The 25,259-nt window shown below is 61.5% G+C and carries 57 protein-coding genes and 2 tRNA genes; 35 read left to right on the forward strand and 24 right to left on the reverse strand.

Features of this window, described 5'->3' with window-relative positions:
* Positions 1-112: 112 nt before the first annotated feature.
* From ACNJX8_RS30590 to ACNJX8_RS30695, 22 genes are all read right to left on the reverse strand, one after another.
* A tRNA-Met gene (locus ACNJX8_RS30590) sits at positions 113-187 on the reverse strand.
* A 231-nt stretch (positions 188-418) separates the two neighbouring features.
* Complete coding sequence (locus ACNJX8_RS30595; protein WP_439357810.1) at positions 419-1,552, reverse strand: hypothetical protein; 1,134 nt, start codon at positions 1,550-1,552, stop codon at positions 419-421.
* Positions 1,549-2,739, reverse strand: coding sequence for a hypothetical protein (locus ACNJX8_RS30600; protein ID WP_439357812.1), 1,191 nt, complete (start codon positions 2,737-2,739; stop codon positions 1,549-1,551). Before ACNJX8_RS30600 ends, ACNJX8_RS30595 begins: the two co-directional genes overlap by 4 nt.
* Positions 2,740-3,361: 622 nt before the next feature.
* A complete protein-coding gene (locus ACNJX8_RS30605) occupies positions 3,362-3,625 on the reverse strand; it encodes a hypothetical protein (protein ID WP_439357814.1) in 264 nt (87 codons plus the stop codon).
* Positions 3,626-3,627: 2 nt separating this feature from the next.
* Positions 3,628-3,984 (reverse strand): hypothetical protein, encoded by a 357-nt coding sequence (locus tag ACNJX8_RS30610; RefSeq protein ID WP_439357816.1) that lies wholly within the window; start codon positions 3,982-3,984, stop codon positions 3,628-3,630.
* Entirely contained in the window at positions 3,981-4,466 is a 486-nt protein-coding gene (locus ACNJX8_RS30615; protein ID WP_439357818.1) for a hypothetical protein, read from the reverse strand. Before ACNJX8_RS30615 ends, ACNJX8_RS30610 begins: the two co-directional genes overlap by 4 nt.
* A 215-nt stretch (positions 4,467-4,681) precedes the next feature.
* The gene (locus tag ACNJX8_RS30620; protein ID WP_439357820.1) at positions 4,682-4,828 is read right to left on the reverse strand and encodes a hypothetical protein; all 147 of its coding nucleotides are present in this window, start codon (positions 4,826-4,828) and stop codon (positions 4,682-4,684) included.
* Positions 4,825-5,019: a hypothetical protein gene (locus ACNJX8_RS30625; RefSeq protein ID WP_439357822.1), complete on the reverse strand. Its 195-nt coding sequence runs from the start codon at positions 5,017-5,019 to the stop codon at positions 4,825-4,827. Before ACNJX8_RS30625 ends, ACNJX8_RS30620 begins: the two co-directional genes overlap by 4 nt.
* A 1-nt stretch (position 5,020) precedes the next feature.
* Entirely contained in the window at positions 5,021-5,560 is a 540-nt protein-coding gene (locus tag ACNJX8_RS30630; RefSeq protein WP_439357823.1) for a hypothetical protein, read from the reverse strand.
* Positions 5,561-5,571: 11 nt separating this feature from the next.
* Entirely contained in the window at positions 5,572-5,841 is a 270-nt protein-coding gene (locus ACNJX8_RS30635; RefSeq protein ID WP_439357825.1) for a hypothetical protein, read from the reverse strand.
* A 123-nt stretch (positions 5,842-5,964) separates the two neighbouring features.
* Positions 5,965-6,039, reverse strand: a tRNA-Gly gene (locus ACNJX8_RS30640).
* 2 nt (positions 6,040-6,041) lie between these two features.
* The gene (locus ACNJX8_RS30645) at positions 6,042-6,197 is read right to left on the reverse strand and encodes a hypothetical protein (RefSeq protein WP_439357826.1); all 156 of its coding nucleotides are present in this window, start codon (positions 6,195-6,197) and stop codon (positions 6,042-6,044) included.
* Positions 6,198-6,210: 13 nt separating this feature from the next.
* Positions 6,211-6,462, reverse strand: a complete 252-nt coding sequence (locus ACNJX8_RS30650) for a hypothetical protein (protein ID WP_439357828.1) — start codon at positions 6,460-6,462, stop codon at positions 6,211-6,213.
* Positions 6,459-6,905: a hypothetical protein gene (locus ACNJX8_RS30655; RefSeq protein WP_439357830.1), complete on the reverse strand. Its 447-nt coding sequence runs from the start codon at positions 6,903-6,905 to the stop codon at positions 6,459-6,461. The genes ACNJX8_RS30650 and ACNJX8_RS30655 overlap by 4 nt, the downstream gene beginning before the upstream one ends.
* On the reverse strand, positions 6,902-7,090 hold the full coding sequence (locus tag ACNJX8_RS30660) for a hypothetical protein (RefSeq protein WP_439357832.1): 189 nt from the start codon (positions 7,088-7,090) through the stop codon (positions 6,902-6,904). The genes ACNJX8_RS30655 and ACNJX8_RS30660 overlap by 4 nt, the downstream gene beginning before the upstream one ends.
* Entirely contained in the window at positions 7,090-7,278 is a 189-nt protein-coding gene (locus tag ACNJX8_RS30665; protein WP_439357834.1) for a hypothetical protein, read from the reverse strand. The genes ACNJX8_RS30660 and ACNJX8_RS30665 overlap by 1 nt, the downstream gene beginning before the upstream one ends.
* A complete protein-coding gene (locus tag ACNJX8_RS30670; protein WP_439357836.1) occupies positions 7,278-7,517 on the reverse strand; it encodes a hypothetical protein in 240 nt (79 codons plus the stop codon). The genes ACNJX8_RS30665 and ACNJX8_RS30670 overlap by 1 nt, the downstream gene beginning before the upstream one ends.
* On the reverse strand, positions 7,514-7,849 hold the full coding sequence (locus tag ACNJX8_RS30675) for a hypothetical protein (RefSeq protein WP_439357838.1): 336 nt from the start codon (positions 7,847-7,849) through the stop codon (positions 7,514-7,516). Before ACNJX8_RS30675 ends, ACNJX8_RS30670 begins: the two co-directional genes overlap by 4 nt.
* Before the next feature lie 53 nt (positions 7,850-7,902).
* Entirely contained in the window at positions 7,903-8,280 is a 378-nt protein-coding gene (locus tag ACNJX8_RS30680; RefSeq protein WP_439357839.1) for a hypothetical protein, read from the reverse strand.
* The gene (locus ACNJX8_RS30685) at positions 8,277-8,558 is read right to left on the reverse strand and encodes a hypothetical protein (RefSeq protein WP_439357841.1); all 282 of its coding nucleotides are present in this window, start codon (positions 8,556-8,558) and stop codon (positions 8,277-8,279) included. The genes ACNJX8_RS30680 and ACNJX8_RS30685 overlap by 4 nt, the downstream gene beginning before the upstream one ends.
* Positions 8,542-8,685, reverse strand: coding sequence for a hypothetical protein (locus tag ACNJX8_RS30690; RefSeq protein WP_439357842.1), 144 nt, complete (start codon positions 8,683-8,685; stop codon positions 8,542-8,544). Before ACNJX8_RS30690 ends, ACNJX8_RS30685 begins: the two co-directional genes overlap by 17 nt.
* Positions 8,682-8,828, reverse strand: a complete 147-nt coding sequence (locus tag ACNJX8_RS30695; protein ID WP_439357844.1) for a hypothetical protein — start codon at positions 8,826-8,828, stop codon at positions 8,682-8,684. Before ACNJX8_RS30695 ends, ACNJX8_RS30690 begins: the two co-directional genes overlap by 4 nt.
* Before the next feature lie 353 nt (positions 8,829-9,181).
* Between ACNJX8_RS30695 and ACNJX8_RS30700 the strand changes: the two genes are divergently transcribed.
* From ACNJX8_RS30700 to ACNJX8_RS30715, 4 genes are all read left to right on the forward strand, one after another.
* On the forward strand, positions 9,182-9,361 hold the full coding sequence (locus tag ACNJX8_RS30700; protein WP_439357845.1) for a hypothetical protein: 180 nt from the start codon (positions 9,182-9,184) through the stop codon (positions 9,359-9,361).
* Positions 9,362-9,512: 151 nt separating this feature from the next.
* Positions 9,513-9,962, forward strand: coding sequence for a hypothetical protein (locus ACNJX8_RS30705; RefSeq protein ID WP_439357847.1), 450 nt, complete (start codon positions 9,513-9,515; stop codon positions 9,960-9,962).
* Positions 9,963-10,017: 55 nt separating this feature from the next.
* Positions 10,018-10,353, forward strand: coding sequence for a hypothetical protein (locus ACNJX8_RS30710; protein ID WP_439357849.1), 336 nt, complete (start codon positions 10,018-10,020; stop codon positions 10,351-10,353).
* Between the two features lie 38 nt (positions 10,354-10,391).
* A complete protein-coding gene (locus tag ACNJX8_RS30715) occupies positions 10,392-10,991 on the forward strand; it encodes an ATP-dependent DNA ligase (RefSeq protein ID WP_439357851.1) in 600 nt (199 codons plus the stop codon).
* Positions 10,992-11,102: 111 nt separating this feature from the next.
* On the opposite strand, the gene ACNJX8_RS30720 is transcribed toward ACNJX8_RS30715, so the two are convergent.
* Entirely contained in the window at positions 11,103-11,405 is a 303-nt protein-coding gene (locus tag ACNJX8_RS30720; RefSeq protein WP_439357852.1) for a hypothetical protein, read from the reverse strand.
* A 165-nt stretch (positions 11,406-11,570) separates the two neighbouring features.
* Here ACNJX8_RS30720 and ACNJX8_RS30725 point away from each other — a divergent pair, with 165 nt between their 5' ends.
* From ACNJX8_RS30725 to ACNJX8_RS30755, 7 genes are all read left to right on the forward strand, one after another.
* A complete protein-coding gene (locus ACNJX8_RS30725) occupies positions 11,571-11,753 on the forward strand; it encodes a hypothetical protein (RefSeq protein WP_439357853.1) in 183 nt (60 codons plus the stop codon).
* Between the two features lie 312 nt (positions 11,754-12,065).
* Positions 12,066-12,611 (forward strand): hypothetical protein, encoded by a 546-nt coding sequence (locus ACNJX8_RS30730; protein WP_439357855.1) that lies wholly within the window; start codon positions 12,066-12,068, stop codon positions 12,609-12,611.
* Entirely contained in the window at positions 12,611-12,973 is a 363-nt protein-coding gene (locus tag ACNJX8_RS30735; protein WP_439357856.1) for a hypothetical protein, read from the forward strand. Before ACNJX8_RS30730 ends, ACNJX8_RS30735 begins: the two co-directional genes overlap by 1 nt.
* A complete protein-coding gene (locus tag ACNJX8_RS30740; protein ID WP_439357858.1) occupies positions 12,970-13,290 on the forward strand; it encodes a hypothetical protein in 321 nt (106 codons plus the stop codon). The genes ACNJX8_RS30735 and ACNJX8_RS30740 overlap by 4 nt, the downstream gene beginning before the upstream one ends.
* Entirely contained in the window at positions 13,287-13,532 is a 246-nt protein-coding gene (locus tag ACNJX8_RS30745; RefSeq protein ID WP_439357859.1) for a hypothetical protein, read from the forward strand. The genes ACNJX8_RS30740 and ACNJX8_RS30745 overlap by 4 nt, the downstream gene beginning before the upstream one ends.
* On the forward strand, positions 13,532-13,711 hold the full coding sequence (locus ACNJX8_RS30750) for a hypothetical protein (protein WP_439357861.1): 180 nt from the start codon (positions 13,532-13,534) through the stop codon (positions 13,709-13,711). Before ACNJX8_RS30745 ends, ACNJX8_RS30750 begins: the two co-directional genes overlap by 1 nt.
* Entirely contained in the window at positions 13,677-13,862 is a 186-nt protein-coding gene (locus ACNJX8_RS30755) for a hypothetical protein (RefSeq protein ID WP_439357862.1), read from the forward strand. Before ACNJX8_RS30750 ends, ACNJX8_RS30755 begins: the two co-directional genes overlap by 35 nt.
* A gap of 109 nt (positions 13,863-13,971) precedes the next feature.
* Here ACNJX8_RS30755 and ACNJX8_RS30760 read toward each other — a convergent pair whose 3' ends face one another.
* Entirely contained in the window at positions 13,972-14,244 is a 273-nt protein-coding gene (locus ACNJX8_RS30760) for a hypothetical protein (RefSeq protein WP_439357864.1), read from the reverse strand.
* 2,011 nt (positions 14,245-16,255) lie between these two features.
* Here ACNJX8_RS30760 and ACNJX8_RS30765 point away from each other — a divergent pair.
* From ACNJX8_RS30765 to ACNJX8_RS30880, 24 genes are all read left to right on the forward strand, one after another.
* Complete coding sequence (locus tag ACNJX8_RS30765) at positions 16,256-16,822, forward strand: hypothetical protein (protein ID WP_439357865.1); 567 nt, start codon at positions 16,256-16,258, stop codon at positions 16,820-16,822.
* A gap of 117 nt (positions 16,823-16,939) precedes the next feature.
* Complete coding sequence (locus tag ACNJX8_RS30770; protein WP_439357867.1) at positions 16,940-17,371, forward strand: hypothetical protein; 432 nt, start codon at positions 16,940-16,942, stop codon at positions 17,369-17,371.
* A 48-nt stretch (positions 17,372-17,419) separates the two neighbouring features.
* On the forward strand, positions 17,420-17,689 hold the full coding sequence (locus tag ACNJX8_RS30775; RefSeq protein ID WP_439357868.1) for a hypothetical protein: 270 nt from the start codon (positions 17,420-17,422) through the stop codon (positions 17,687-17,689).
* 585 nt (positions 17,690-18,274) lie between these two features.
* On the forward strand, positions 18,275-18,565 hold the full coding sequence (locus ACNJX8_RS30780) for a hypothetical protein (RefSeq protein ID WP_439357869.1): 291 nt from the start codon (positions 18,275-18,277) through the stop codon (positions 18,563-18,565).
* A 144-nt stretch (positions 18,566-18,709) separates the two neighbouring features.
* Positions 18,710-18,934, forward strand: coding sequence for a hypothetical protein (locus ACNJX8_RS30785; protein ID WP_439357870.1), 225 nt, complete (start codon positions 18,710-18,712; stop codon positions 18,932-18,934).
* Positions 18,935-19,019: 85 nt separating this feature from the next.
* The gene (locus tag ACNJX8_RS30790) at positions 19,020-19,361 is read left to right on the forward strand and encodes a hypothetical protein (RefSeq protein WP_439357871.1); all 342 of its coding nucleotides are present in this window, start codon (positions 19,020-19,022) and stop codon (positions 19,359-19,361) included.
* 2 nt (positions 19,362-19,363) lie between these two features.
* Positions 19,364-19,528, forward strand: coding sequence for a hypothetical protein (locus tag ACNJX8_RS30795; RefSeq protein ID WP_439357872.1), 165 nt, complete (start codon positions 19,364-19,366; stop codon positions 19,526-19,528).
* Positions 19,525-19,719, forward strand: coding sequence for a hypothetical protein (locus ACNJX8_RS30800; protein ID WP_439357873.1), 195 nt, complete (start codon positions 19,525-19,527; stop codon positions 19,717-19,719). Before ACNJX8_RS30795 ends, ACNJX8_RS30800 begins: the two co-directional genes overlap by 4 nt.
* Positions 19,710-19,880 (forward strand): hypothetical protein, encoded by a 171-nt coding sequence (locus tag ACNJX8_RS30805; RefSeq protein ID WP_439357874.1) that lies wholly within the window; start codon positions 19,710-19,712, stop codon positions 19,878-19,880. Before ACNJX8_RS30800 ends, ACNJX8_RS30805 begins: the two co-directional genes overlap by 10 nt.
* A gap of 2 nt (positions 19,881-19,882) precedes the next feature.
* Positions 19,883-20,371, forward strand: a complete 489-nt coding sequence (locus ACNJX8_RS30810) for a hypothetical protein (RefSeq protein ID WP_439357875.1) — start codon at positions 19,883-19,885, stop codon at positions 20,369-20,371.
* A gap of 3 nt (positions 20,372-20,374) precedes the next feature.
* Entirely contained in the window at positions 20,375-20,785 is a 411-nt protein-coding gene (locus ACNJX8_RS30815) for a DUF6197 family protein (RefSeq protein WP_439357876.1), read from the forward strand.
* Positions 20,782-20,991, forward strand: a complete 210-nt coding sequence (locus tag ACNJX8_RS30820) for a hypothetical protein (RefSeq protein ID WP_439357877.1) — start codon at positions 20,782-20,784, stop codon at positions 20,989-20,991. The genes ACNJX8_RS30815 and ACNJX8_RS30820 overlap by 4 nt, the downstream gene beginning before the upstream one ends.
* Entirely contained in the window at positions 20,988-21,197 is a 210-nt protein-coding gene (locus ACNJX8_RS30825; RefSeq protein WP_439357878.1) for a hypothetical protein, read from the forward strand. The genes ACNJX8_RS30820 and ACNJX8_RS30825 overlap by 4 nt, the downstream gene beginning before the upstream one ends.
* Positions 21,197-21,466, forward strand: coding sequence for a hypothetical protein (locus ACNJX8_RS30830; RefSeq protein ID WP_439357879.1), 270 nt, complete (start codon positions 21,197-21,199; stop codon positions 21,464-21,466). The genes ACNJX8_RS30825 and ACNJX8_RS30830 overlap by 1 nt, the downstream gene beginning before the upstream one ends.
* Positions 21,459-21,635, forward strand: coding sequence for a hypothetical protein (locus ACNJX8_RS30835; protein ID WP_439357880.1), 177 nt, complete (start codon positions 21,459-21,461; stop codon positions 21,633-21,635). The genes ACNJX8_RS30830 and ACNJX8_RS30835 overlap by 8 nt, the downstream gene beginning before the upstream one ends.
* On the forward strand, positions 21,632-21,832 hold the full coding sequence (locus ACNJX8_RS30840; protein ID WP_439357881.1) for a hypothetical protein: 201 nt from the start codon (positions 21,632-21,634) through the stop codon (positions 21,830-21,832). The genes ACNJX8_RS30835 and ACNJX8_RS30840 overlap by 4 nt, the downstream gene beginning before the upstream one ends.
* On the forward strand, positions 21,832-21,975 hold the full coding sequence (locus tag ACNJX8_RS30845) for a hypothetical protein (RefSeq protein ID WP_439357882.1): 144 nt from the start codon (positions 21,832-21,834) through the stop codon (positions 21,973-21,975). Before ACNJX8_RS30840 ends, ACNJX8_RS30845 begins: the two co-directional genes overlap by 1 nt.
* Entirely contained in the window at positions 21,969-22,145 is a 177-nt protein-coding gene (locus ACNJX8_RS30850) for a hypothetical protein (protein ID WP_439357883.1), read from the forward strand. Before ACNJX8_RS30845 ends, ACNJX8_RS30850 begins: the two co-directional genes overlap by 7 nt.
* A gap of 178 nt (positions 22,146-22,323) precedes the next feature.
* A complete protein-coding gene (locus ACNJX8_RS30855) occupies positions 22,324-22,593 on the forward strand; it encodes a hypothetical protein (RefSeq protein ID WP_439357884.1) in 270 nt (89 codons plus the stop codon).
* A gap of 328 nt (positions 22,594-22,921) precedes the next feature.
* A complete protein-coding gene (locus ACNJX8_RS30860) occupies positions 22,922-23,116 on the forward strand; it encodes a hypothetical protein (protein WP_439357885.1) in 195 nt (64 codons plus the stop codon).
* Between the two features lie 717 nt (positions 23,117-23,833).
* Positions 23,834-24,157: a hypothetical protein gene (locus ACNJX8_RS30865; protein ID WP_439357886.1), complete on the forward strand. Its 324-nt coding sequence runs from the start codon at positions 23,834-23,836 to the stop codon at positions 24,155-24,157.
* Positions 24,157-24,429, forward strand: coding sequence for a hypothetical protein (locus ACNJX8_RS30870; RefSeq protein WP_439357887.1), 273 nt, complete (start codon positions 24,157-24,159; stop codon positions 24,427-24,429). The genes ACNJX8_RS30865 and ACNJX8_RS30870 overlap by 1 nt, the downstream gene beginning before the upstream one ends.
* Positions 24,416-24,634 carry a hypothetical protein gene (locus ACNJX8_RS30875; protein WP_439357888.1) on the forward strand — a complete coding sequence of 73 codons (219 nt, stop codon included), beginning with the start codon at positions 24,416-24,418 and terminating at the stop codon, positions 24,632-24,634. The genes ACNJX8_RS30870 and ACNJX8_RS30875 overlap by 14 nt, the downstream gene beginning before the upstream one ends.
* Positions 24,634-25,254: a hypothetical protein gene (locus ACNJX8_RS30880; protein ID WP_439357889.1), complete on the forward strand. Its 621-nt coding sequence runs from the start codon at positions 24,634-24,636 to the stop codon at positions 25,252-25,254. The genes ACNJX8_RS30875 and ACNJX8_RS30880 overlap by 1 nt, the downstream gene beginning before the upstream one ends.
* Positions 25,255-25,259 lie beyond the last annotated feature (5 nt).

Consider the following 25,259-nt stretch of genomic DNA (forward strand, 5'->3'; position numbering starts at 1 on the left):
CCGTTGAGCTACGCCGATGCAGGATGGAGCCCCACCCGATTTCTTCACGCGACGGATTACCCAGTCGTCGGGACGCCTATGTTGGGGATGGCGTGCGCCTTGCGGCTTGAATTGGTGCCGGGGGCAAGAGTTGAACTTGCAACATGCGGATTATGACCCCGCTGCTCTACCACTGAGCTACCCAGGCAATGCCCGCCGCCGATGGGCGGCGAGCTGTGCTCGACAACGCGAGCGCTCGGTTGGACGCATGGCTCCTGTTTAACCAGCCACCCCTATGTCCTTAGGTGACGATCGGCTGGACCGAGGAAACGTTCAGTTGGTGACCTTGATGAAGTCCTTGCCGGCGGGGAGGAAAGGAGGAAAACTCCCCACCGGCATCCGGGCTTAGCAGGCAGTCGGCGCTCTATGTCGCCGCTCGCTATGCAGAACCGAGCAATACAGGAGCCAGCGCGTTCAGCATGTTGCTGGTCTGAACTCCACTATATCCGCTGTTGTAGTTGGTGTTAACGGGAGGATCCCCGATTGTCGGGATGAGCGCGCCGCCCTCGTCGCATTCCGTCCACGAATACATCAAGAGCGTCTTCGACGGGCAGATCGACGGGTTGGCCCCGATGTAATTGATGGCGGCGGTAACGTGCGCGGCGAATTGACTCGGCGTGGCTATAGCTGCGGTCTGTCGCTTACCGACGCGGGGCTGTCCTCCGACCCAACTCTCAGGGTAGTCCTTCCGCGCTCTCGTGTCCCAACCGATCTGACAGATCGGGATGATCGCGTCGCCCTGGGACGCCAAGCTCGGCCAGAATGCCTGCGACTGCGTATCGAGGCTGCTGTACGTGTCCGGCGTGGCCGCATAGCTCCACGAAGACGTATAATTCGACAGAGCGTCAGCCCCGATAGATACGAGGGTGGGGTGGGCCGTCGCGCCGTTCCCCGCCATGAGGACCACGTACGGGTTGCCAAGACCGGCCGCCGTGCATTGCGAACGCAGATAGGAAATCGCCGCGGCAACGTTTGCGATTGAGCCGCTAAACCACCCGGTCAAGTCGCCCGCACTGTACATGAGGTAAAGCACAGGACGACCTCCCAGAACAGTCAGGTAATTCGACTGTTTGAAGTAGGTGACCCACTGGTTTACGTTCGCCTGCCACTTGGCGGTGTTGCTGTTAAAGCCCGAAGCGGTCCCGAAGTAGGACGTCCCGATGATGCCACACCACTTCATGAGCCCCTTGTTGGGGCTTGCCTGGAAGAGATTCCACGCGTTATTCATCGTCGAACCTGCGCCCGACGTGCCATCGGCGTAGGGGCCATACCAGACGAATCCCCAATATTTCAGTCCGGCCGCAGCCGCGAGCTGGCATTCAAGGTCCATATTGGCCTGCGACCCTACGGCGAGTTGCAGAAACGACGATTTGCTGGCGGCGAACCACGGAGCTTTGTAGCGCCACTTCGTTGGGCTCAGCGCGTATTGCGCTTGGATTGGTGCGCCGCCCGCCGATGCGTCGTACCAAGCATCCCACCGGATCGCTCCGGCCGTAATACCCGTCACTGTCATGCTGACCTAACCCATGTCGTGATTGAACTGACATACCGCATCTTGAAAGGCGTGGATGGGGTCAGTGTCGTTGGTGCGGCGCCAGACGCGATAGACTGCCCGGAGTTCGGGCTGAGCGTGTAGGCCGTGATGGTCTGTGTGGTCGTGAAGTCGCATTCCTGCCCGTCAATCGGCGAAGCGGGAAGTGTTTCGGTGAACGATGCGATGGTGCCAGCGGGGTTGTAGACGATGCCGGACTTACCCGCTCCAACCGTGTGGTTACCAGCCGCCGTCGCGACGACAATCGAGTAACCCTGCTTGGCGATGACGTTCTGGAACGCCATCTGGTCTGACTTCCACAACTGCGTCGAGGAAGCCTTCAGGCGCGCGATTGCAGTGCTCTCACTATCAGACGACGGGCCGATGTTGATCTCTTGACCAGTCGCATTGGCCTGGACCGACCAGCGGTTCGCAATCAGCCCGCCAGCACTGAAATAGGCGACATTGCCCTGCCCGCTGTTGCCAATCGATACGAGGCTAGTGCCCTTCGACGATAGCGCGAGCTGGATGTTCGCGTTGGCGCCATCAACCGTGAGCCCTGGGAATGGCGTGGCGCCCGTGCCTGCATTGATCTTAACATAGCCGGTCGCTGGATTCGACGGGCTTGGGTTCGATACTTTGAGCACGATATTGCGATCACGCGTGACCGCCCAATCGGCGCCTGACGTGTCGACGCCGGGAGGGATCAACGCGGTGCCGGGGTAATGCGTCGCGTTAGACGTTATAAGCGCCCCTGGATCACCGATATTGAAGAGCGCACCGCTCTCATTGCCGAACGAGAAACCGGCGGTTCCTTTCACGGTAAGATTTAGTGGCACGTTAGCATCGGCGCCATCTGTGAAGATGTTCGCACCTTTGTTCGTCGTGCCGCCAGCAAACTCAACGAAATTTACGGCCAGAGGCGTTGTGGAAATACGAGCCTGCTCGTTTCCGTCCCAGCCAATGAACGCGTGGCGACCAGCAGAGTACGACAGAAAGGCATGACCAAATACCCCGGTTACGCCGCCGTCATGCGAGACGATCTTGGCATCGTAGTCGTTTCCGTTCTTGCTCGATCTGAACTTGATAACAGCGTCGTCGGTGTCATCGCCAATAACGTATACTGGGACATACGACCCATTGAGAAGACCTTTCAATTCGATCGACATGATTAGGTCGTCCTCACCAGAGCTACAACCCGAGCGCCGTTGTTGGTCACGGTCTTTCCGGCTGAAGTTACGAAGTCCCAATAAAATCCATCAGGAGCCTGGTATGGCGCATTGAGCGACGGATTTGCTCGACGCTTTTTGGTGTGCTCTAGTCGCCGCATCGCGGCCCAGAGTCTTCGTGAAATCTTCTTCATGAGATTTTTCTTTTCGGAGTCTAGTTCTGCAGAAACGGGAGGCGCCCGAGTTTTGCAGCTGAGCTGATTTGTCCTCGGGCGCGGCGGGGTAAAGGAGGAGAAATCCCCGCCGCAGTCGGGCCTTAGCAGTCGGTCGGCGCTCTCATGTCGCCGCTCCCTGTTCTGTGCTCCGAGTTATTCGTAGATCACGAGCCTGCGGATTTGCGTCGACGCCGACGTTTGCGCTCAAGGCGCAGCTCCGTAGCCTTGGTGCCCTTGGACACCGGCTTGATGTGTTTGAGATGCTTCTTCGTCATGGCTTAGAGCACCATGCTCGCGACCGCAGTTGCCGGGTCGGCTTCGTACGGTAGAGACCGAGCGCCTTGAAGCGCTCGATCGACATGCTGTCCATTTCCCCGAACGGGGTCTGCTTTTTCATTATTGTTTCTTTACTGGACGTGCTCCTGCGGGATCCGCCAGTTTGGAGGAACTGTGGTCACCGTCAGGCACAGGTTTGGGACGAGCACTCCAAGCACCCAGTCGCAGTGCGATCGCTCGACGCCCTCGCTGGGGCGGATGAGCTTGGCGTGACCGAAGAGCTGTTTGATCGGCTCCCCGTAGACGACGGGTTGCCATTCGTGCGGGTTCAGTTTCAGCAGGGCGATCATCGCCTCTGCATGCCGCTTGGTAGCGGCAACCATTGCGTTGAGCATGGTCAGGCTTTCTGAGCGATAGCCCGGTCGATCCAGGCGTAAATTTCCGGATTGTCTCGACGGGCCATCATCATCACCGGGGTCAGTCGGTTGACGACGGTCTCTTCGCTGGCTCTGCTCTTCAGCTTGGCGGCTTCCCAGCAGGCGTGATTGATTTCGTGCTCCAGCGTCTCTGCGTAGCCGCTGTCCGGAAGGTCCGTGCGAACGCAGACCTTGAAGTCGAAAACGTTGCATGTACCGGCGACGCCGAGCTTGTCAGCCTCCTCCGGATCCATATCCAAAAGCTGGTACTCGTTTATGCCGACTTTGATCAGTCGCGGCAGCTTCCGACGATCTGGAAGCTTTCGGGAACGGCTCACGAGAGATCTCCAGGACCGCAGGAGCGAACACCAAGCTCGCCGAGCTGCTCCGGACCGAGATAGACGATCTGCGGGTGCGCGATCTCTGCATCGTCGCCGTTCCATCCGACCACCTTGAGGAAGGTGCGGATACGCGCGGGGTAGAGGTTCCACATCAGCGCCGAAAACTCGGGCGCGTGCGTGTACCTGATCTTCCCCGTCAATCTGTTGGTGCTCTTTTCGGACGCCGTATGGAAGCCGAGCTTCGCGTTGGGCGTGATGCAATAGTTCTTACGGGGCACGATCCCGAGGAACAGGGTGCATGCTGAGTCGCACTCACCGTCCACGACGACGATCTCGTTGCTGTCGCGGATGTCGGAATACTTCCTGACGAAATCGACGATGACGCCGCCGGGATCGTTCTTTATGACCAGGGCCTGCGATGGCGAGACAGCCGAAATCATCACCAGGCCCGCGAGGGCCAGTGCTTTGAGAGCCTTCATTTTCGTGCTCGGTATTTTTGGGAGCCGGGCTGGTCGTCAGCTGAACAGGTGCGCCATCGAAACGAGGAGGATGACGATCAGCAGCGGCACCAGGACTAGGTCAAAGGTTCTTGGCCTCATGGCGCACCTCGGACGGGTTCAGATCGAAAGCCCGCTCGATGGACGCCTGCCAGACCGCGTAGCTGAACATGATGAAGCAGAACGGAAACGGCATATTATCCTTCGTCTTCGTCGTCCAAGGCGTCCCATCGCTCGAATAGCTCTTCGGCGAAGTCGCTCACGACGTTCTCGATGGTGTTGGAGATGATGGCTGCCCCCAAAACGACGGCGGCGGCGATGAGAAGCGCGTCCCAGCTGATCACGGCCAGAAGCCCAGCCAGATACCCCAGCCGTGGATCACGCCGATCGGGAATGCAATCGCACCAGCGATGAGCAAGGCGATGCGATCATCCTTGATGCAGGTGATGACGTGAGTGAGCCAGGCGCTGAAGGCGACGAGCATGCAGGCGAGCTGGAAGTAGAGGAGGTAGAGGCGTTCCTTGATGCTCAACATGTCAGATACCTCCAGCGAAGACGATCTTGGTGCCAAAGCCGCCGCTCGCCGGCCGCCAGCCCATGTAGAACTCGAGTTTGCCGTTCCAGTAGTTGACGAACGGCAGGAAGCCGATCGCCTTGAAGGCGCTGATTGCGAGCGCGACGTAGAAGATCGGGTGGACGAACCAGCCGAGCGCCGCGACGATGATCGAGACGATCAGCGCGCCCAGGCTGAAGCCAGGGGCGAGCACCGCCCAGCGGAAGCCAAAGGCCTGCAGGGTGCAGTCGCGTCCGGTGGTGCGGAGCACCTGGTCGGAGCCATAGACGGTATAGTTCTTGTCCTCGACGCCGAGGATGTAGCCGACGAAGTTCATCAGCGGGTTGCGGCAGAAGAACCAGTAAAAGCGCCGCAGCCAGATGTTGGTGACCTCGGGCAGATACGGCTCGCCGTTATTGACGGCCGGCACGTTCCAGCCCTCGTCGCCGACGAGCCACCAGAGCGGATTGAGCTTATTCCAGATCGAAACTGACGTGTGGTCCGTGACCTGCGCGCTGTCCATGACGTTCCCTTTCAGATGACTTTGATGACGCCGCCGCGGTTCACGCGGAGAAACCAGTCCGAGACTTGGCGCTCGAACTCGTTGATCTCGGCCGGCGTCGTGCGCCAGTGCGGGCGGATGATGACGATGCGATCGAACTGGAAGCCCATCGTGCTCTGACTGAGCATCAACGGCTTCCAGATCTCCGCGGACAAGCCGAAGGCGTCCATGTACTGACGGGCGACGTCCTCAGTCGGCGCGATCACCGCGCACCAGGGCTCGGTCTTCTGCAATCTCGTCATGGGCCTCTCGCCACTCGATCTGATGTGTGATGGTCTCGCGACAGTCACGACCGTCGCAGCAGCCGCACGAGAGCGGCCAATACCGCTTCGCCGGCTTGCGGGTTTTGTTCTTCATGCTGGACCTGGAGCGAGGGGTGGGACTCGAACCCACAACCACCACGTTGGAAGCGTGGCGCTCTACCGTTGAGCTACCCCAGCAATCACCAGCGCTTGAGTGCTTCGACGAAGTTCAGCTCAGGGACGACTTGGTCACTGTACTGGCCCTGCGTAGCATTGCAGCCGAGCCGAATGGCGGCCCAGTAGACGATGCTGCGCGGGAGCAGCCAGGCTACTTTCATCGAGATGGCGTCGAGCATTTCGTTTCCTTTTTCAGCGTCGGGTCTTCGGCGGCAGCCAGGGCTCGGCGAAGATGCCCTTCTCCATCGCGACCGCCTGGACGGCACGGCGCACCTCGTCGATCCGGCCTTCTTTGATTGCCGAGACAGGGGTCGTGCCGCCGAGGAGGTCGTTGCCGCGCTGCATGAAAAATGAAGCTTCGGCAACACCGACGAGCGGGTCGAGAATTTTCATCAGTTCGAAGGCAATCATAGCCTTCGGACTGGTCGAGATCGGATCAGTCATTTGCGCTTCCGCTTGCGCTTGAGGTCGTGGCTCAGGCTGACCACCCGGCCGCCTGAGAAAGGATCGAAGTGCATTCCGGCGCGGACGGCCTCCTCTGCTGAAGCTCCGGCGAACATCGCGCCTAGCGCAAAGTGCTTGCCGGACCCGAAGGCGATGTAGGGGCCGCGGGACTCCACGGTGCCGTTGGTCTCGAAGGCTTCGAAGGGCTTGCCTTTGCGGACGATGAGCCCGACGCTGTCCTCGTCGATGGCCGGCGGATCGCCCTGCTCGCCGTCGAGAAACCAGCGATGGAAGGCTTGGAGCCAGGCGAAGTCGCCCGTGCCGCCGGCCAGCACGCCGTCGTCGCGCCGCACAATCTTGACCGCGTTCCGGCCCATGATGCAGGACGACGTCATCTGCGTGTCCGACGCGAGAACGCCATCGCGATAAACCAGCGTAGTCATAGCTCGATGATCTCGTTGCGTTCGGGCTCTTTGCCGCCATCGCGCATCCGGTGAATGCGGTAGGGCGGCCGTAGCGGGTCGCGCTTGCCGAGCCAGGTGACCAGCTCGTGCTTGACCGTGAAGGCCGCCTCAGGGGTTCCTGTCGCCGCCGATTGGACGATGTAGACGTACGAGGATCGAGCCATCAGGCTGCATCCTTCTCGAAGATGATGAAGTCGATCTCGCGATCGATGTCATCGAGATAGAAGTTGACCAGACGCTTGCTCAGCTTGTCCTTCCGGAGCTGGTTCTGGGCGCGGACTATGTTGCCGCGACGCCAGCTCTGGGCGTACATGCGCGATGCTGCGTGGGCCGCAGAGAAGAGCTGCTCCATTACCGCACCTTGTAGATGATCTCGGCGATGGCCCTGTGTTTGAAGCGGTGCCACTCGCTCTCGGGATCGTAACCATAGAATTTGGCAAGCGCCTTGGCGTGCTGGATGTAGAGCGGCGTCCTCATCTTCTCGGCCAGTTCGGCGCTGATGCCGCTGCCGCGGGGCCGGCGCTTCATGAGCGCCGCCAACACGAAGCCGATGAAGGCGCCGAGGCTCAGGAAAAACAGGTGGCCGATCATTTCTTGGCCGCCTTCTTCGCTGGCTTCTTCCGCTTGGCGCGTGGCTTCGGCAACGACGGCACGACCGAGATCGCGCCGATCGCGGCTTCGAGCGCCTTCTCCATGGCGAAACGGACGATCATGTCGTCGGCCATGCGCTCTGGCACGTCGTGGCACTGGATGCTGGCCTCGACGGAGACCTCAGCGGGGCCGACATCCATCGGCTCCGAGTATCGCATCAGGCGAATGTGGCCGGGCGCCCACGGCACACGCCGCCACAGCTTGACCTCAGCGTCCAGCGCATCGAGTGCGATGTTCACGAGATCAGCTGGGATGGGCGAAGTGGCGGGCATGCACGGCCTCGAAATGGTGACCCGGGCTGCCTGGGGCAGACCACGGGCTCTGGTTAAACTTTGGCGCCTGCCGCACGCAGGCTGTGTTGGTATTCGCTGGGGCCCGATCCGCCGGTCATCTGGCGGATGAACTCTTCCTGCATCCGGTCGGCCCACCACTTAGACAGCTCTTCCTGCTGCTCATCGGTCATGGTCAGCTCGTCCTCGACCTTGATGACCTGGTTGGTCACCGAGTAGGTCGTCAGCAGGTACGGGTCGTCGAGATCGGGGCCTGGCACCGGCAGATGGAAGTCGAGGACCGGCAGCGGCGTCCCGTCGATTTTGACTTCGAGGTCGCGCCAGCGATCCGCGAGGATCCGGTCGGTCCGCTGCATGGCGCCGTTGGCTTTGCCCTGACGGGCGCGGATGCCCTTGCTCTGGCCGACGCTCATCGCATTAGCCCCTTGGCTTTTGCGATCTGGCCGTCGAGGCAGACCGACAGATGCGACGCTGAAGCGCGGACCTTGCAGGTGTCCTGCGGGAACGCTACGCCGAGGCCGTAGCCGATAATCAGGCCAGCGACGGCGCCGAGCACCACGCCCTGGATGTAGCGGTACAGCGGTCCCCAGTCCGAGACAGGGGCTTGATTTTGAACTGGTGCGGAGCGCCCGCGGCGATCGCGGAGCACGCGCTCGGCTGCGTCTATGATCTCGTCAGCGCGGTCGGTCATTGAGACCTCCGAACAGCTTCAAGATCAGGATCACAACGAGGATGGTTGCGATGGCCGAACCGGTCAGCAGCATCAGCTGCAGGATCGTTCTCGACAGCACGGCCAGAAATTCGATGTCAGCGGTCACGAGGGAAACCTCGCGATCCGCCGGAAGATGGCCTCGCCCGCGCTGCGGACCAGCCAGAAGCAGCCGAGCACAACGAAACCGATCGCGGGGGTCAGGGCCATGGCGCCGACGTAGGCGACGTACTGGGTCAGCTCAGTGCTCATGGCTCCTCCGTTTGCATTCAAGCAAGTCCCCGGACATGCCGAACTCCTGTCGCCTGGCTCTGTCCGGGCTTCGAACGCTACCTGCCCTGAGGGTCTTACGGCCTGCGTGCCGGATAGCATGGGGTTTGTGGGTCCGGGCACCGCCCAATGTTCCGGCTGATGGCCGGACCATGTCCTGGGGCTTGGGGCTTTCCGTTTGCACGAATGCTAACGGTACAGCAAGTCCTACAGCAGGGGGGTGGTTGTTGTCAACCCCTTCCCGGAATCGAAATGCAAACGGCCCGTTTCAACAGTTCCGACCCTTTTCGGACCCAATTGTTGAAACTTCCGGCCGGTCGGCTACATTGCCGGCCATGACGACGACCGACGAAGACACCACCCGGCGCCTGGCTCTGCTCCAGGCTCTCCAGCGCAAGCGCGCCCCGATCCAGGTGACCATCGAGAACCTGGTGGCGGCCGGCGACCTCGTGAAGGAGGGACTCGCGGAACCGATCGAGATCGCAAAAGTCCTTCATGTGAAACTGACGGCCTGAGGGCGAGCGGAGCGACGAATCCTTACTTGGATCTATGGTGGGGTTCTAAGGTAAAGGTTCAAGGTGTTCGCCAGGCTAACACCCCTATGTTGGGCAGACGAACACCCCCTGTTAGGCAGACGAACACCCCCCTGTTAGCGGCGCTGACTCTGTGACCCATCTCCACCGCAAGCCCGACAAGGACCCGCACCAAGCCGGCGGATGGTTCGTCTACTGGGGCGATGTCAGGGTCGGCCACATCGGCAAGCGAGCCGGTGCTCCCACCCACGCCCCGCAGTGGGGCTGGAGCTGCGGCTTCCAACCTGGCTGCGACCCAGGCCAGCAGACCAACGGCGTGGCCGAAACCTTCGAGGACGCCAGAGCCGGGTTCGAGCGCGACTGGAACAAGCTGTCGGCCACCCGCACCGAGGCGCACTTTGAGCTTTGGCGGAAGAACAGGGACTGGCACGCCTGGAAGGAGCGAATGCACGCCGAGCACTTGCCGCTGCCGACCCAGCGGGCCAATGGCCAGTCGAGATGCTTCTGCGGCGAGACGCTGACCACGGCGGCTGGCATGGATCGGCACGTCTACACGGCGCACCGCGGCATCGGCGCGGAGTGATTCGCAATCAGGCGATGCCTCGATTATCTTGGACTCCGGCAAAGGAGTTCCGCGTATGCCCTCGCCCTCGATCATTCCCAATGACCGGCTCGACAAGGACTTCTACCTCGTCCTTGAGGATTTTCGGGGCGGCGCCGCGTTCCGCGAGACCGATGAAGGCATCGACCGCGCCACCCTGATCAACGATCTGCTGAGCGGCGAGTATGACCAGGTGCTCCGGGTCGTGGCTTTCAATCCGGTAGAGGGATGGTCAAGGGACGCGAGCGAGGACATTGCACGGGAGTTGGAGCGCCGGATCGCCGCTGAGGACCACGAGGTCAGCGAGGCCGTGAAGGACTTCATCGAAGGGCAGCTCGGCCGCAAGATCGGCGTCCAGCTGAAGCTAATCTGAGGACTCCACATTTGGCCGCCCGTACATAGATGCCGGCCATGACCAAATCCTTTGAATTTTGCAGGCCCACGGCCAAGAAGTCTGTTCCAGACGGTCCTGATTGGATCCACGAGATCAAATACGACGGCTACCGCGGGCGCGTGGTACGCAATGGCGCCGTCGTGCAGGTGCTCTCGAAAGCCGGCCTCGACTGGACCTGGCGGTTTCCGATGATCGCCGAGGCGGCGCGGCGGATGAAGCAGCGACATTTCGTGATCGACGGCGAGATCTGCGTGCTCGATGTCCGCGGCGTCTCGCAATTCGATTGGTTGCACTCCGGCAAGTACAACGAGGACGCCCAGCTCTACGCCTTCGACATCGTGTCGCTCGACGGCGATGACCTGCGACTGATGAAGCTCGATGACCGCAAGGACCGGCTCGCAAAGATTCTGGAGCGGCGGCCGGAGGGCATCTTCGTGGCGCCCTATGAGCGTGGTGACTGGGGACCGAAGCTGTTCCGAGCCGCCTGCGACATGGGACTGGAGGGGATCGTCTCCAAGCACCGCGAGCGCGGCTACCGACCTCGAGTATGCGACTGGATCAAGGTGAAGAACCGGGCGCACCCAGCGTTCGGTCGAGTGGCCGATCAGTTCGGATAAGCTCAGACTGGACGAGCCAGACCAGGTGTCGGCAGAAGCGGCAGCGGTAGACGCGCCGGCCGTCACTCAACTCTTCGACCGACTGGCATTTCATGTCACAGCGGGGGCAGCTCATTCGGCGGTCCTCTGCCGCTCGCGTTCAGCCCTGAAGTCGTCGAGATTTATCACCTCGGCCTTCCAGCCACGCATCGCCCAAGCGACGATCTCCTCGCCGGGGTTAGGTCCGGTCATGATCTTGCGGATGACGTCGCGCATCCCGAGCAGCCGTCGCAGCTGCTCGACTGTGACCCCCGCATCGGTCATGCCTCCTTCCATCGTCGTTTCGATCCACCACAGCATCATGACTGCGGCAACCGCGGGAGCAATGACCGCGACATTTGCGATTTCATCGTAGAGGTAGGTGCCGTCTTCCATCGCGGGCAACGCAGCAGGCGGCTCCATGGTTCTTGCGCGACCTATACCCGAATGCAAGGCAGCTCCGCAAATGCGAATTGCAGCAAATTTGCTTGAAAACACATTGTGGTCACATTGAGCCCGTTCCCTCCTGCACCTGACTGCTTCGGTGCCATAGGAGGATCTATGCCGGCAAAAAAGAAGGCGACAGCCCGCCGCGAGTACACTCGCGACGACATCAAGGCGCTTAAGGCCCACTCGAAGGCTCGCACGCCGATCGACAAGATCGCCAAGCAGATGAAGCGCACGGTGCCGGCTCTTCGCACCAAGGCGCATGTGCTCGGCATCAGCCTGGGCCATCAGCGCTGAAGGTGAACGCCTCGGCTGACCGCCGGCCGCCGCGGAACTGGTTTGCTCTGGCGCGAAGCGCCCGCCCCGCTCCCGCTTGCATTTGTTTCACATGAAACCGTTCCGCAAATGCAACTGCAAACAAAATCTGCAAACGGCGGGAACGCCGACACCCGGCGGCGGTTGCCGCTTGTGTCGGCCCGATCATCAGATCCGGACAAGGGCTAGACATCCTCTGAGGTGCTGCCAGCGGCGTGTCGGACGGCCCGCAGCGGGCAGTGCCTTGGGGGCCAAAAATTTGCCTCGCGTTTGCATTCATGCTAATGCGGAACGATGGCACAGCGCTCCCTCAAAGACCAGATCCGACTTCCCAAGCAGGGCCGCGGAAGGCCGAAAACCCAGACCGTGTGGTCGGAGCGCACCAGGCTCGCCAGAGCCGGCGCAGAGAAGCGCGGCCTCTCCTTCGAGATCGACGCCGAGTACATCGAGCAGCTGTTCGCCGTGCAGGAGGGCAAGTGCGCCATCTCCGGCCTGCCGCTGATCATCGACTGGGCGGCCTGCAACCCGACCGCCTCGCTCGACCGGCGGGACTCGAGCCGTGGCTACATCAAGGGCAACGTGCAGTGGGTCCACAAAGTCGTCAACGAGATGAAGTGGGACTACTCCGAGGACTACTTCGTCGCGATGTGCATGGCGGTCGCGGCCCATTACCGCCCGGGCGAGGTTCTGAGTGAGAAAGAGCGCGCAGCGCTCGCGGGTCAGCCGCAGTCTGAGAAGCCCCACAAGGCCCGAAACCACAAGCACGACTTCAAGACAGACAAGAAGGTCGCGCCGCCGAAGCCGGAGGAGTTCGTCTCTGCCGGAGGCATGTTGTTCTGATGCTCTGGCTCGATCACAAGATCTTCGGCAACGGTCACGGGCTCGCGTCGCCCTACTTCGACGACCGGTTCTACTGGCTGGGCGGCCGGCTCTACACATGGATCGGCGGCTTCGGCGCCCAGCTGCAGAGCTTCCAGTGGCGGCATCCTCTACCCGGTGAGGAGAGGGTCATCCGCGGCAAGCGGTTCCGGCCATTCCAGAGCCGCCGCCAATTCCTGTGGCTCTTCCGGGACACGATCTTCGCGATCCCGACGCCGATCAGCCGCATCTCGGTCAGCTGGGCAACGGAGTTGCCGGCCGATCTCAACGACGCCAACGCCTTCCTCCGCGAGTTCAAGCGGCGCCTGGGAGACCATCTGTGACCAAGAGCTACGTCGACCCCAGCTACATCAACCGGTGTAGCATCGAGGAGCTGCGCCGCATGCTAATCGACTCGCTGGAGTTCGAGTTCGGACTGATCGCGGCGATCCGCAGCGAGGCTGAGATCCCCAGCGGGCTCGTGCTCAGCCGACTCGGCCAGGCTGGCTCATGGCCCGAAGACAGCACTCTCGGCAAGCTGGTTCAGCGCAAGCTGGGTCTCGACGCCGTGCCGCCCGTCTCGGAGTGCGAGAGCGGGGCCGGCGTGTGGTGGCGCATCCTCCAGGGTCTCAAGACCCCACGGCCGGAGGAGCTGCCGTGAACACCGAGCAGATGCGCCAGGAGATCGAGCTATCCGAGATCCGCGTCGGCAGCCGCGTCACCGTCAGCCCGTCCTGCCAGTTCTCCGGCGAGTGGCCCGGCGAGTACGTGGTCGTGTCCATGACCTGGGAGTATCAGGACATGGGCTGGATCAACGTCGGCATCGCGTCCGCCGACGACATCAAGCACGCCAGCGGATGGACGGACGGCTTCTCGCTCGACGACCTGATCGTGGTGCGGTGATGAGCGGCCACTCCGTTAGCAACGCGGTAGGAGTTCGCGCCGTTCTGAGCGGCAAGCTCACCGCGGATTACGGCGGCACCCGGGTCTACGAACTCGACGGCGACCACTACTTCATCCCGGAGCAAATCTGGAAGGCGATCGAAAATGAAGCGGCGAAGCGCCCCGGCCAAGGCCCTTGAGAGCCCGCTGTACCGTCAGCGCGTGATCGACAGCCGGAAGAAGAAACGCAAGGCGGCCGAGAAAGCGGCGGCCAAGGACTGGGAGCCGCATCGCGGCACGCCGCGGCAATCCTGGCGCGACCCGAAGAGGCCGAACATTGACTGGAAATAGCGCGGAGCGGAGGAGTACGAGGAACTGGCCAAGCGGATTCAAGGCCGAACGCGGCGTCGGGACGCATAGGAATTGCTGTCAGCTCGAAGCGCTCACCAGCCACACGGGCTTAGAGATCCATGGGATCCAGTTTGTCGAACTCCTCGTCGGGGATTTTGTCGGCCAGTCGGGTCAGGCGAACCTCCGCATTCTCCAGCTCCCCGTCGATCTCGCAGTAGGTTAAGGCCGTGTCGGCTTTGGCCAGATGTTTCTCGATCAAGCGCCACAGCTCGACCCGGAACTCGTATTTGCTGAATGACATTTGCGTCGCTCCGTGCTCGGGTCTGACTACCATCAGCGCGGAGCGCTCGCTACCCATGGAACGCGAGATGGCGACCCGCATTGGCCATTCATGGATGACAGTTCTGGATCGCCATCATGGCCGCCTCGATGCTGCTGCTGGTCGGCGTGGCCGCGCTGCTGGTGCGCCAGCCCGAACTGATCGACCCCGCGATGCCTGTGAAGAGCTGGTAGCGCGGAGCGCTCGCTACATTCGACAACATCGGTACTGTCAATGTCACCAACCGGCAAATAAACCGGCAATCCGGCGGCAGCCGGCGGCGCGGCGGACCTGGTATTCTTAGGGCGAAGCCCTCGCCGGCCATGCGGCAAAAAGATCGGCCAGGGGATCGGCCAGTCTCAGGGCGGAGCCCTCGCTGCAATTGCCCTTTTGGGGCTCGCGGCGCGGACATGGGGCCCCAAAACCGGGTGGGGTCTTTTTGCAGGCCACCCCCTGTCAGAAATTTGCATACGTTTTTCGGACAGCCCCGAATGCAAACGGCCAGGGAAGCCCCAGGAGCGGCCTGCCAGTCCAGGGTACGCCAGTCGCGGGCCGCCAGTTCTAACGCACACAGCCCCTGTTTCTCGGTCACGACGGGTACGTTCGGGCAAGTCCCTGCCACTGCGGGGAAAATGGCCTTTTAGGGGTCGAAAGTATGAGTGGGACGGCCAACCGAGGGGGCTATGTCAATAAAAAAATCTTCCCCCAAAGCTCGAAACTTTGAAATATTTTTCTCCTCGCAAAAGGGCTCGGGACTAGACGAAAGTCTAATGAAAATCAGGGTTTTTCGAATACTCTAGAGGCTCAATCCGAGGGATTGACGACTCGGCATTTGCATTGATGCTAACCAATTGAATTTATTGAGCTTTTCATGATCGATCGATCTCCGAAAATCGATGATTTCGGATTTTCCACTTCGCTAAACCGTTGAAATCATTGGACTTTTTTTCTCGTTTGCAACTCTGATTTCATTCGCTATTGTCAATCCATCGAAACAACGGAGTTTCGAGACGCCAAAGGCGGAGGGGCTTTCCCTTTCCTTTGACGGTTTCCGGACCGCGTTTCCGTTTCATGTTGGATGGCTGCAAAGCTTGGCAACATGGCAGCAAACCCGGACCGAAACCAAGCGGACATAGCAAAGCACGGGACTAGGGCCGAAAGCCTTTGGGGGAAACCCTGACCGGTAGCGAAGCGAGGGACGGTGACAAACCGGACCGATGGAAAGAGGCGAATAGCCGTTCATGCATGGCATGCTTTCCGATAGCCAAGCGAGGGAAACCGTTAAGTGTGCTTGCGCGGTGGAATGGCGTTAGGCCTCTTGCCTAAAGCCTCTAACCCCGGGATCGAAACCGGACCGCGACAAGGCGATTTGCAGCCATTCAATTGGCAATATGTGGCGCAAGTTTCGGTCTAGAAAGCTTCCCCCTGACGGGAAGCACGGGTAACGCCACTAGCCGCCGGAGGGACTCAACCCCTCGCGACGGAGTCCTAGTGTACTAAAGGTAGTTAAGTCGAAAACCCTGTACCTATGCGGAAATGGTGCAATTGAGACGCTAGAGTCGTTCCGGACCGAGTCCGGCAATTGCACGATTTTCAATGCATGGCCAGTAATGCCAGTAACGGCGCGCCGTACTAAACCCGAATGTGACGGGATAAGCGGCGCCGCTAACCGGAACGTAGTCGCGCAAGCGGCAAGGTTAGTTGGGCCTCTTTCGATTTGGCTAGTCTCCGGACGATACGACATTTCCGAATAACCCCTATCCGCAATGGCATGCTTTGGGGTTGCGTATCGTCCCCGGGTTAGTCCCGGCTTTCCATAGCCTTTCATGAGTTAGCATCGCGGCGGACCGATCAAACGCGCAATTGAATTTGCAGCGTCGGTTTTCGCTTTGCCGGACATGAACGGAACTAGTTAGGCCGGTTCCCCCGGGTAACAAAACACAATCACCGCACTCTCTCCGGGCGTCGCTTCAAACGGCGCCCGGAGTCTGCCTATCGGCAAGCGGTTCAATCGGGACCGTTTCCCGATAGGCGTGACCCCTATCAACCCACATTGTCAAACAGGAGTCGAACTATGTCTTCCAAGACCATTGCAACCAAGCCCCAAACCTCCGCCACTCTCAAGCTTGTGGAAGGCGCGGGCAATATCACCAAGCGTCTGGCCACGCTCAAGACGACCATGGCCAGCGCGCAAGCTGAGACTCATCTCCTCGCCTGCTCTGTCCTCGCCCATGTCGGCAAGCACAAGGATGTGCGACTCGTGACTACGCTCCTCGAGTCGGTCGGTGACATGGTCCGCACCAACGCCATCCGTGCGTGGTTCGAAGCCCACGGTCCGGTCGCGTTCGACGACAAGGGCGCCATCCGCTACGCGGGCGAACGTCCTACCCAGATCGCCAAGGCCATGGGTACGCCCTTCTGGAAGTTCAAGCCGGAGGCTGCCTACGTCCCGATGGAGATCGGCAAGTCGTTCGATCGCTGGGTCAAGGCTCTGGAGAAGGATGCCAAGGAGACCGGCCGCGACCACACCGCGCTGATCGCGGGCCTCGTCAACCTGCGCCCGGATGCCGAGCCGACCACCGTCGCCCCCGCCACCGCTCCGGCCGATGCTCCGGCTGCCGAGCAGAAGCAGGCCGCCTAACCCCTCCATCCTCCCCCGACTCTACCCCCGCCCGAGGTGCGCCCTTGGGCGGGGTTTTCTTTGCCTGAAACGCGAGTGCCGCAAGCCGGCCTTCCCGCCTCACGCAAGGAGTCTGCCATGACTGCACCCCGCAAGGTCTATCTGCAAACCTGCCCACGCGGCAGCTGGGTCACGCCCACGGTCGGCAAGCGCCGTACCCGGCTCGAATACACCCTGAGCCACGCCACCCTCCTCATGCTCGCGGCATCACCCGCCAACGCCCGGCTTGTCGACTGCGTCACGGGCGAGGTCGTCGCCACCCGCAACACGGTCGAGATCGCCCGCGCCCGGCTTCGCTACGGCACCCCCGCCCCAGCTGCGCCCGCCCCGCGTCCGCTCATCCGCAAGAAGAACCCGGATGGCTTCGCACCGGTCGTCATCCCTCCGCCCAAGAACCACATCGGCTCGTGGTGGGCTGGCACGGTCGCCAAGAACCGCACCCACATCACCGGCGCCATGCTGGTCGCCACCCAAGACGCCCGCTTCGTGCCCCCGAAGAAGCGCGCGTAGCCCCTCACCCTCCCGTCCACCTCCCAACCAACGCCTGGAGTCCGTCCCATGATGACCCTCACCGAGGCTCGTCAACGCCTCACCCTGTCCGGAATGCGGATCGGCCGCACGCAAGCTGGCGACTACCGCGTCGCGTTCGCCGAGCTGAGCTACCGCGATGCCGAGCCGAGCGCCTACTACACGGACGATCTCGAGGACGCGGTCATCACCGGCTCCCGCATGCGCCATACCGCGCCCCTCGACGCCCAGTTCTGGATGACCACGCCCTATCAGGGCGCCCGCACCGTCTCCAAGGACGGCAAGGCCATCTATCTCTGAACCACAGAGCGCCGGGTCTCTGCCCCCAACCCGGCTGGCGATCCTGACCCCCAGTAAATGGAGTAACCCCCGTGAGAAGATTGAACGCGCTCGTCATCCCCGTCCCCGTCGCTTGCATTTTCCTTTGCGCATTTGCATGGGCCGGCTGGCACATGGGCGGCAAAGCCTCCCAGTCCGGCCTCGAACCCCAAATCGCCACGCTGGAGCGCCTGCTTAGATAGGCCAATTACCACATATAGTGGCTGTACCCCCGTTTTTGGGGTCTAGACCCCCTGTTTGGGGACACTTTTGGCCTCTAGAGCACTAGATCTAGTGCTCGGAGGGGCTGATTTGGCGATTTTAATTGATGCCTTTTATGGGAAGCGTGGTTTCGATTCGACCAACTTTCCTCTGTTTCGGCCTCGTTAGTGCGTTCGTTGGGCCTGTATGCGCCCTCAGTGTGCGTAAGGCTGGCTTGCAGTGCCCTGACACAGATCAGGCTCAACCACTGGCCAGTCTCTTCTCCCCCTCTCTATGCGCCCCCTATGGGATCTTAATCTGCGTGGTCTGCTTAGCCGGCGGCCCGCGAATGGAGGAGTTCGTCTGATGTCTGGATTTATAGGCTTTCGTGCCACTCTGGGCATGCGGCCCGGGAATGCTCGGGACCGGCTTCGTGTGCTCTATACGAGCCTTCAAGACCGGACCGGCAAGTCCGCCAAGCAGGCGGCGATCCTGGCCGAGGCCTTCTGTGTCCTCTTCTCTCGGAGTGTGTCCGAGGCGGTGATCACGGCCACGATCGAGGAGCTGGAGGCGGCCTTCGAAATTCGAAATCGGGGTCCGGAAAATACCCCGGCGGCCCCTAAATCGGGAATTATTCTGGAATTTCCCCGACCCTAATTCCCGCGGTACGCCTGTACCATGTGCGCCCCGAATAAGAGGGCGCTGAAGGCGGCGAGAACGCTCGCGAGAGCGCTCGGAGACAGCAATTCCATTTGCATCTCTATAGCACAAATGCAAATGAAAATCAAGAGGTTAGCCCCGATGTCCGCCGAAGATCCGCCCGAGGAACTGACGCTGAAACTGCTCCCCATGCCGGGAGGCAACGTGCGCCTGGTCGTTTGGGAGAACAACGTGGTCGTCGACATTCACGAGACCATTGACGGCGCAGACCCGAAGTCAGTCCGCAGGATCATGAACGAGATGCTGCGCGTGATCTACGTCAAGGGGTACACGAAGGACGAGTACGCCGTCCGCGTGAAGGGGTGATCCCGCAAAATTACGTCCAAGGCAGATTGCGCTTGCTTTTTGCCTTGCTTGAATGCAAACAGCGCAAACGCAAACGGAGCGGACCATGCTGGTCTACAGAGTTGAGCACCCCGAAGGTGGAGGCCCCTACATTGGCCCCAACAGCATCGGCGATCTGGGATTTCGCCATTGCGATCCCGGCCACCCGCCGCCGATCGAAGACGACATCGGCAGCGTCAACGGCCAGCAGTGCGGCTTCGCCTCGCTCGCTCAGTTTCAGGCGTGGTTCGACCCCGTCGAGAGACAGGAGCTGAAGGACCGTGGCTTCGTGCTGATGACCTTCCACACCGACACCTTCCGCCTCGGTCGCAAGCAGCTGACCTTCGACCGCCACCTCGCGAAGCCCGACATCGTGCTCGATGTCACCACCGCGCTACCGAGGAACTGATCATGCGAACCCTGTCCTTCCTCTCCGCCGACCAGATCGCGGAACTGCACCAACGCCTCAGCCGTCGCTGGCGCTCCTCGCACGATCCGCATGCCATGCGCCGCTGCTACCGCATGATGTGCCGCGTCCTGTTCCTGGTCCGGCCGGTCCCCGAGGTGCAGCCGTGAAAACCGCTGCCGAGATCGGACCCATCATCGAGCGCCTGTTCCGCGCCGATCCGCTCCACAAGGCACTGCCGGCCGAGAGCTGGCTCGCCGCCCAGCTGACCGCGATCGAAATCGCAGGCGGCAAAGCCAAGCCCCGCTTCGTCGAGAAGGCCAAGCGCTACTACGGCGAGGAGCTGATCGCATGCCTGTGAAGCTCCGCTCAGTTCCCCGCCCCATCCCAACGCTGATCGTGGTCCGCCGCGACGGCATCATCGAGCAGGTCTGCATGCGGTCCCTCCGCATCGCCCGCGCCGCCGCTCGCAGCTTCAACGAGGCCGGCGCCTGCCGTGCCGCTTTCGCCATGTGGAGATAACAATGCCGCACGTCTTCGATCACACCCCGACCGCGCAGGAAATCTTCGATCAGGCCTGCGTCTACTTCGCCACGACGGACGGTCCGTCGACCAGGATGCGGTCCTATGGCGACGCCTGCCTGTACCGCAACAACGAGACCGGCCGCGAATGCATCGCCGGCCACTTCATCCCGGATGACAAATACAGCCCGGCGATGGATGACCTCACCCAGCTCGGCAGCACCTACAAGGGCGGCGGCTCGGGCATCGAGAACCTGCTGGTCTACTTCGCAGGTCTGCCGTCGTGGTTCGCCGAACATCTGCCTCTGCTCAAGAGCCTGCAGAAGGTTCACGACGAGCATCACAACTGGACCGAGGACCGGAGCTGGAACTACGCCGGCCTCGCCATCTCGCTGAACAGCGTCTCCGCTGTCCACAAGCTCAACCCCAAGGCCATCGAGCAGGTTAAGGCACGCCGCGTGCCGGCCGGCTGGCAATCCGTGGAAGCCTGAACCATGACGAAGATTTCCGAGCTGCTCGCCGCCGCCAGAGCGAAGATCGCTGACCCGACCAACTGGACGCAAGGTGCCCATGCCCGGGACCGGTCCGGAAACGCGGTCATGATCACCTCCGAGTCCGCCGTCTGCTTCTGTGCAGATGGCGCGATCGCTCTGGCGGCCGGTGTCACCGCCGAGGCTGACGGCTCCCTGAACAGGGGGCCGAACTACTGGGATGCGACGCGGATCATGCGTCGGGCCGCCCAGTACCTGACCGGCGAAGACAGCTACGTCAGCATCAATGACGGCGATGGCAGCAGCGTCGGCGGCAAGCCGGCGCACGAAGGCATCCTTGCCGTCTTCGACAAAGCTATCGATCTCGCGAAGTCCCGCGAGGAACTCGGCCTGACCCGGGTGCCGCCGCGATGATGAAGCTCTGCTTCGAGCACGAGAACGGTCCGTACCCGATCCAGCTGTTTCAGCAGGGGATCGACCGCTTCACCGTCGCTTACGGGCACGATGTCAAGACGGACCTCAACTATGCCGACGCCGCGAGCGAACTCGGCGCCAGCATCATGCACATGCTCGCCTGCGAGCACAAACTCGACAACCGCGAAAGGAAGCGCCGCCGATGAAGCGCACCAAGAAGCAGAAGGACATCGACGCTGCACGCATCCAGCGTGCCGTGAACGGCATCCTGATCCCCATGACCTCGATCCCGCGAGTCTATGCCCACGCCGAGAAGCTGATTGCCAACGGCGCTGATGACACCGAGCTGACGAACGGCATCCGCGCGTTCCTCACCCCTGAAACCACCACCCTGCATGTCGGGAGGCGCTGATGCTGTCGTCACTTCCATTCCACCCGGCCGATCCGTTCCAGACCGATCCGGCCATCATCGAGAGCCAGCACCGTGCGGCCAGGACGACGCGGACGTTCTGCGAGCTGGGCATGGATGCCTTCGAGTTCAAGGACGATGGCGGCCGGCACTACGTCGTCAACCGCGCGACCGCTGCCCGTTGCATGGAGTTCGACACCTTCGTCGCCTTCACGTCGGCGCACATGGTCCGCGCCCTGGAGCTGCCGTGGGGCGAGATCGGCCGTGCCTAAGTTCAAGGACAAGGACTGGGTCCGCTCTGCCAGATACCGCGAGAAGGCTGCGTTCGTCGGCCAGATCGTCGGCATGAGCCAGGGCGAATACATCGTCCGTGACGGAGACCGCGTGAAGTGGCTCCGCACCGAGGATCAACTCACACTCGTCGACAAGGACGCAGCATGACCGTGCTCACCGCCAAGACTGATGCGGCCTACAACGCCGCATGCAGACTGCCCTGCTCGCTCCCGATGGGGAACATGCAGGTCGATGTCGATCCGGCCTTCATCGGCTGCATCGATCCGCTCGACTACACCGAGACGTCGCCGAGCAACGACAACCGCGAGGAACAGCGCGCTCGCATCAATCACTGGCGACTGTGATGACCGAGCGTCAGCGCAGGCGGCGCCGCCTGGAGATCATCCGCGCCCTGTCCGACATGTCCCGCAATGGTTGGGCAGGAGCGCGGTTCGAGGACTACCACCCGCTCGAAGTCGAACTGCGAGGATTGGAGAAGACATGCTGATCGTCGTCAAGAAACTGGAGCAGCTGCCGACCCAAGCGGTGCAGTTTGCCGACATCATCGTCTCCCGCGAGGGCAAGGTGCTCAAGCATCGCGGCCAGATGGCCCATGATCCGCGTCGGGTGAAGCGTGCCTTGCGCCTGCTCGGCATCAAGTCGGTGCAGCCGCGATGAAGTGCCCATCGAACCACTGGAATGATGGGAACGACGTCTGCGCCGACTGCGGCGAGGATCTCAATCCGCCAACCACAGCACACGAACGGATGCTGGAAGGAGTCCGAGTCAGCGATCGCCTGTGGTGCGAGAGCGACCTCCACTGGCGGACCAATCGCTGGTCCGAGGAAGGATGACCATGACCGAACGACTGACCGAAACAGCCATTAAACGCGATGGCGAGGTAAAGAGCGGCTTCCGCTCGCACTACCAGCTCCGTCAATCTCTCGACCCGAGCGATCCCGATCCGCGAATCAGCAAGGAGGGCGACGTCGACGGCTTCCTCACCTCCACGGGTCGCTTCGTCACCCGCAAGGAGGCGCGCCTGATCGCGATCGAAAGCGGTCAGGTATCTCATCACTGGAAGACTGCCACGCGAGACATCCTCTCGTCTGACATCAACTGGTAGCGAGGTCCCCGGTGTGCAGTAAAGCGGTCTGCACACGAAGGCAGGGGAAAGCCGCAGGGCCACTCATCAAACGGCTTAGCTATAGGCGCCCATGGTCCGCGCCTGGCCAGGATAGCCACCCATGACATGACTGTGAAGTTCGCGAGCCCGGAGAAATGGGCGGCGTATTTGGTTGCTGCGACCCAAACGCAGTGGCGAGGCCGGCGCTATCCGGCCATCATTCAATAGTGGAACACTAATGCGTAAAACCCTCACGATTATCGTCGCTTTGCTCCTCTCGACACCGGGAGCATATGCTCAGAGCGTTCCCATCGAGCCTGACGCGATCATGAGCAAGAGCCTCCCGCTTTCGATCGTCGATCCTGCTGTCGCGCTTATTCGATCGAACGGCTGGCGGTGCGACAGCGTGTCGTCACTCGTTCCGTTCGTGATGTCCCGCGGCTTCACGATCAATTGCAACCACTTCCGCTACGCCTACGAGCTGGCTGATCGCGGCGGCAACTGGGTCGCGACCCTGAAGTGACCGGAGAGGCCGGCGCTATCCGGCCATTCCCCTGCTCTTATGCGAGCGCGGTCATCCCCACACACAGCAAGCTAATCCCGGTTGAGCCGGGTAACTGCCAAATCGGATGGTCCACCGCGCTCACATAAGTGCAGAGGAGACAGGCCATGAAGTAAGCGACCCCCACTGTTTAACCCGAACGAGAGTGACTGAGTTTTTCTTTGGACCGGTGAAGCCGCGAGCGACCGGACGCACAGCCCGACCAGCGGCGGGCAAACCCAATCCGCTGGTGCAATTCGAGGTGAGAGATGCGCCAAGAGCCTATCGAGACCGCGCCGTATGACACACGCATTCTGGCGACGGACGGCAAGTGGACTGCCGTGGTCTATGCCACGCCAGATACACCGCCGGAATGGCGCTGGCGCATCTCTCACTGGGCGGTTTGCCAGGAGTACGACTGGACGCCGACCCACTGGTTTCCCGAAGTGAAGATACCGGAGCTAAATGCTCCGGAAGAGACGAGCCCGGGTAGCGCCGGGCTAGTGGGGATGCCGTCCCCATGAAGTGAAGCCGAGCGCTCTCGGCAAAACTCAGGCCCGGACCTCGGAGAGGTCGCGATGGTGGTAGCGACAGCTGGACACGGTGGAGGCCCTCATTAAGGCCAGTGAAGCACGCCCAGCCCACCAACCCAATTCACGCCCGAGGTGCGCCTTGGGCCTTGCTTGAAGGCAAATGCACATGGGAACGAACTACTACGTCGACCGGCCGCGGCCCTGCTGCCCGACGTGCGGACAGACAACTTCAGAAGTCGTCCACATCGGTAAGAGCAGCGCTGGATGGCGCTTCCAGTTTCGCGGCTATCGCGAAGAGGGACTGACCAGCGCCAAGGCGTGGTTGGAGTTCTTGCAGGACAAGCCCATCGTCGACGAATACGGCCACCATCACGAGCTGACTGACTTCGTCGACATGATCCGCTCCAAGCATGACGGGCGCGTTGCGTACGGCGACCGCATGGAGATTGACGCGGACGGTTACCCCATCGCGCACTACGAGTTCTCGTGATGGACAAGATCATCCCACCGCAATGGAAGTACGTCGCCCGCGACCTCGTCATCACCTACCAGGACATCCACAAGCTGGCGGTCAGGCGCGGCACCCGCGTGGAGCGGCAGCGCACCGGCTGGGGCGATAGCTATGCCGTTCACTGGCGAGACGTCGAGTTGCTGAGCAAGACGAAAGCGCTGTTCGATCACGACAAGATCTATCGCTTCATCTGGATCAGTAATGCAGACCTCACCGAAACACCGCCGGAGCAGGCCAATGCCCAAGCCTAAGACCAACGTCCAGTTCGTCACCGACCTGATGGAGTTTAGCCGGTACGGCGCCCTCGCCCAGGTGTTCGTGATCGATGCACTCGACAAGTGGTCGAAGAAAATCTCGGAAGTCGATCCGGCCCAGGTCGACAGCGCCATGATCAATGGCGAGGCCTGGGTCGGAGTGGCCAAGGAAATTCAGCAGAAGATCGAGGAGCGGAAGTGATGGCGAAGATGGCAAAGAAAAAGTTTGAGACCTTCACGCCGGTCCAGGTCGAGGCTGCTCTCTGCGTGTGGGAATGCCTCAACGAGTGGACGCTCGGCAACGAGAAGGACGTCGAAAAACTCGAGGAAGAGGCCGCGAAGAACCCCAATTCCCACGCCGCCCTCCGCGTCGATTGGATCAAGCTGCGCGAGGACACCGGGTCCGGCGAGATGCGTTCGCAGTCGATCGTTCTCGGCCTGTGGTGCCTGGAGATCTACGACCTCCTCACCAAAGACGACGAGGAGTTCTTCTCCTGGTGGTCGTACGACTGGGAGGTGATCCCGTGCATGCTGTCGCACGCTGTCGACAAGGACGGCAAGGTCTCGATGTACCGCGGCGACTACATCTACACGGGCAAGGGCCTGATCGATCCGCACAGCGCTGCCCAGCTGGTCGCGCAGGAGTTCTGCTGGCGCAAGTTCGAGGACGAGTGCGAGAGCCAGGCCGAGTCGCAGTGGAAGTATCGCGGCCTGGTCAACGACCATATCGACTCCGTCCGCAACGCCTTCGAGGTTGGCGAGGAGCCAGCCGCATTCATCAAGTCCCTCGGCGAAGAGCTTGAGCTGATCGACTTCAAGTGAGCATC

Source organism: Bradyrhizobium sp. SPXBL-04, assembly GCF_051853035.1.
Classification (GTDB): domain Bacteria; phylum Pseudomonadota; class Alphaproteobacteria; order Rhizobiales; family Xanthobacteraceae; genus Bradyrhizobium; species Bradyrhizobium zhanjiangense.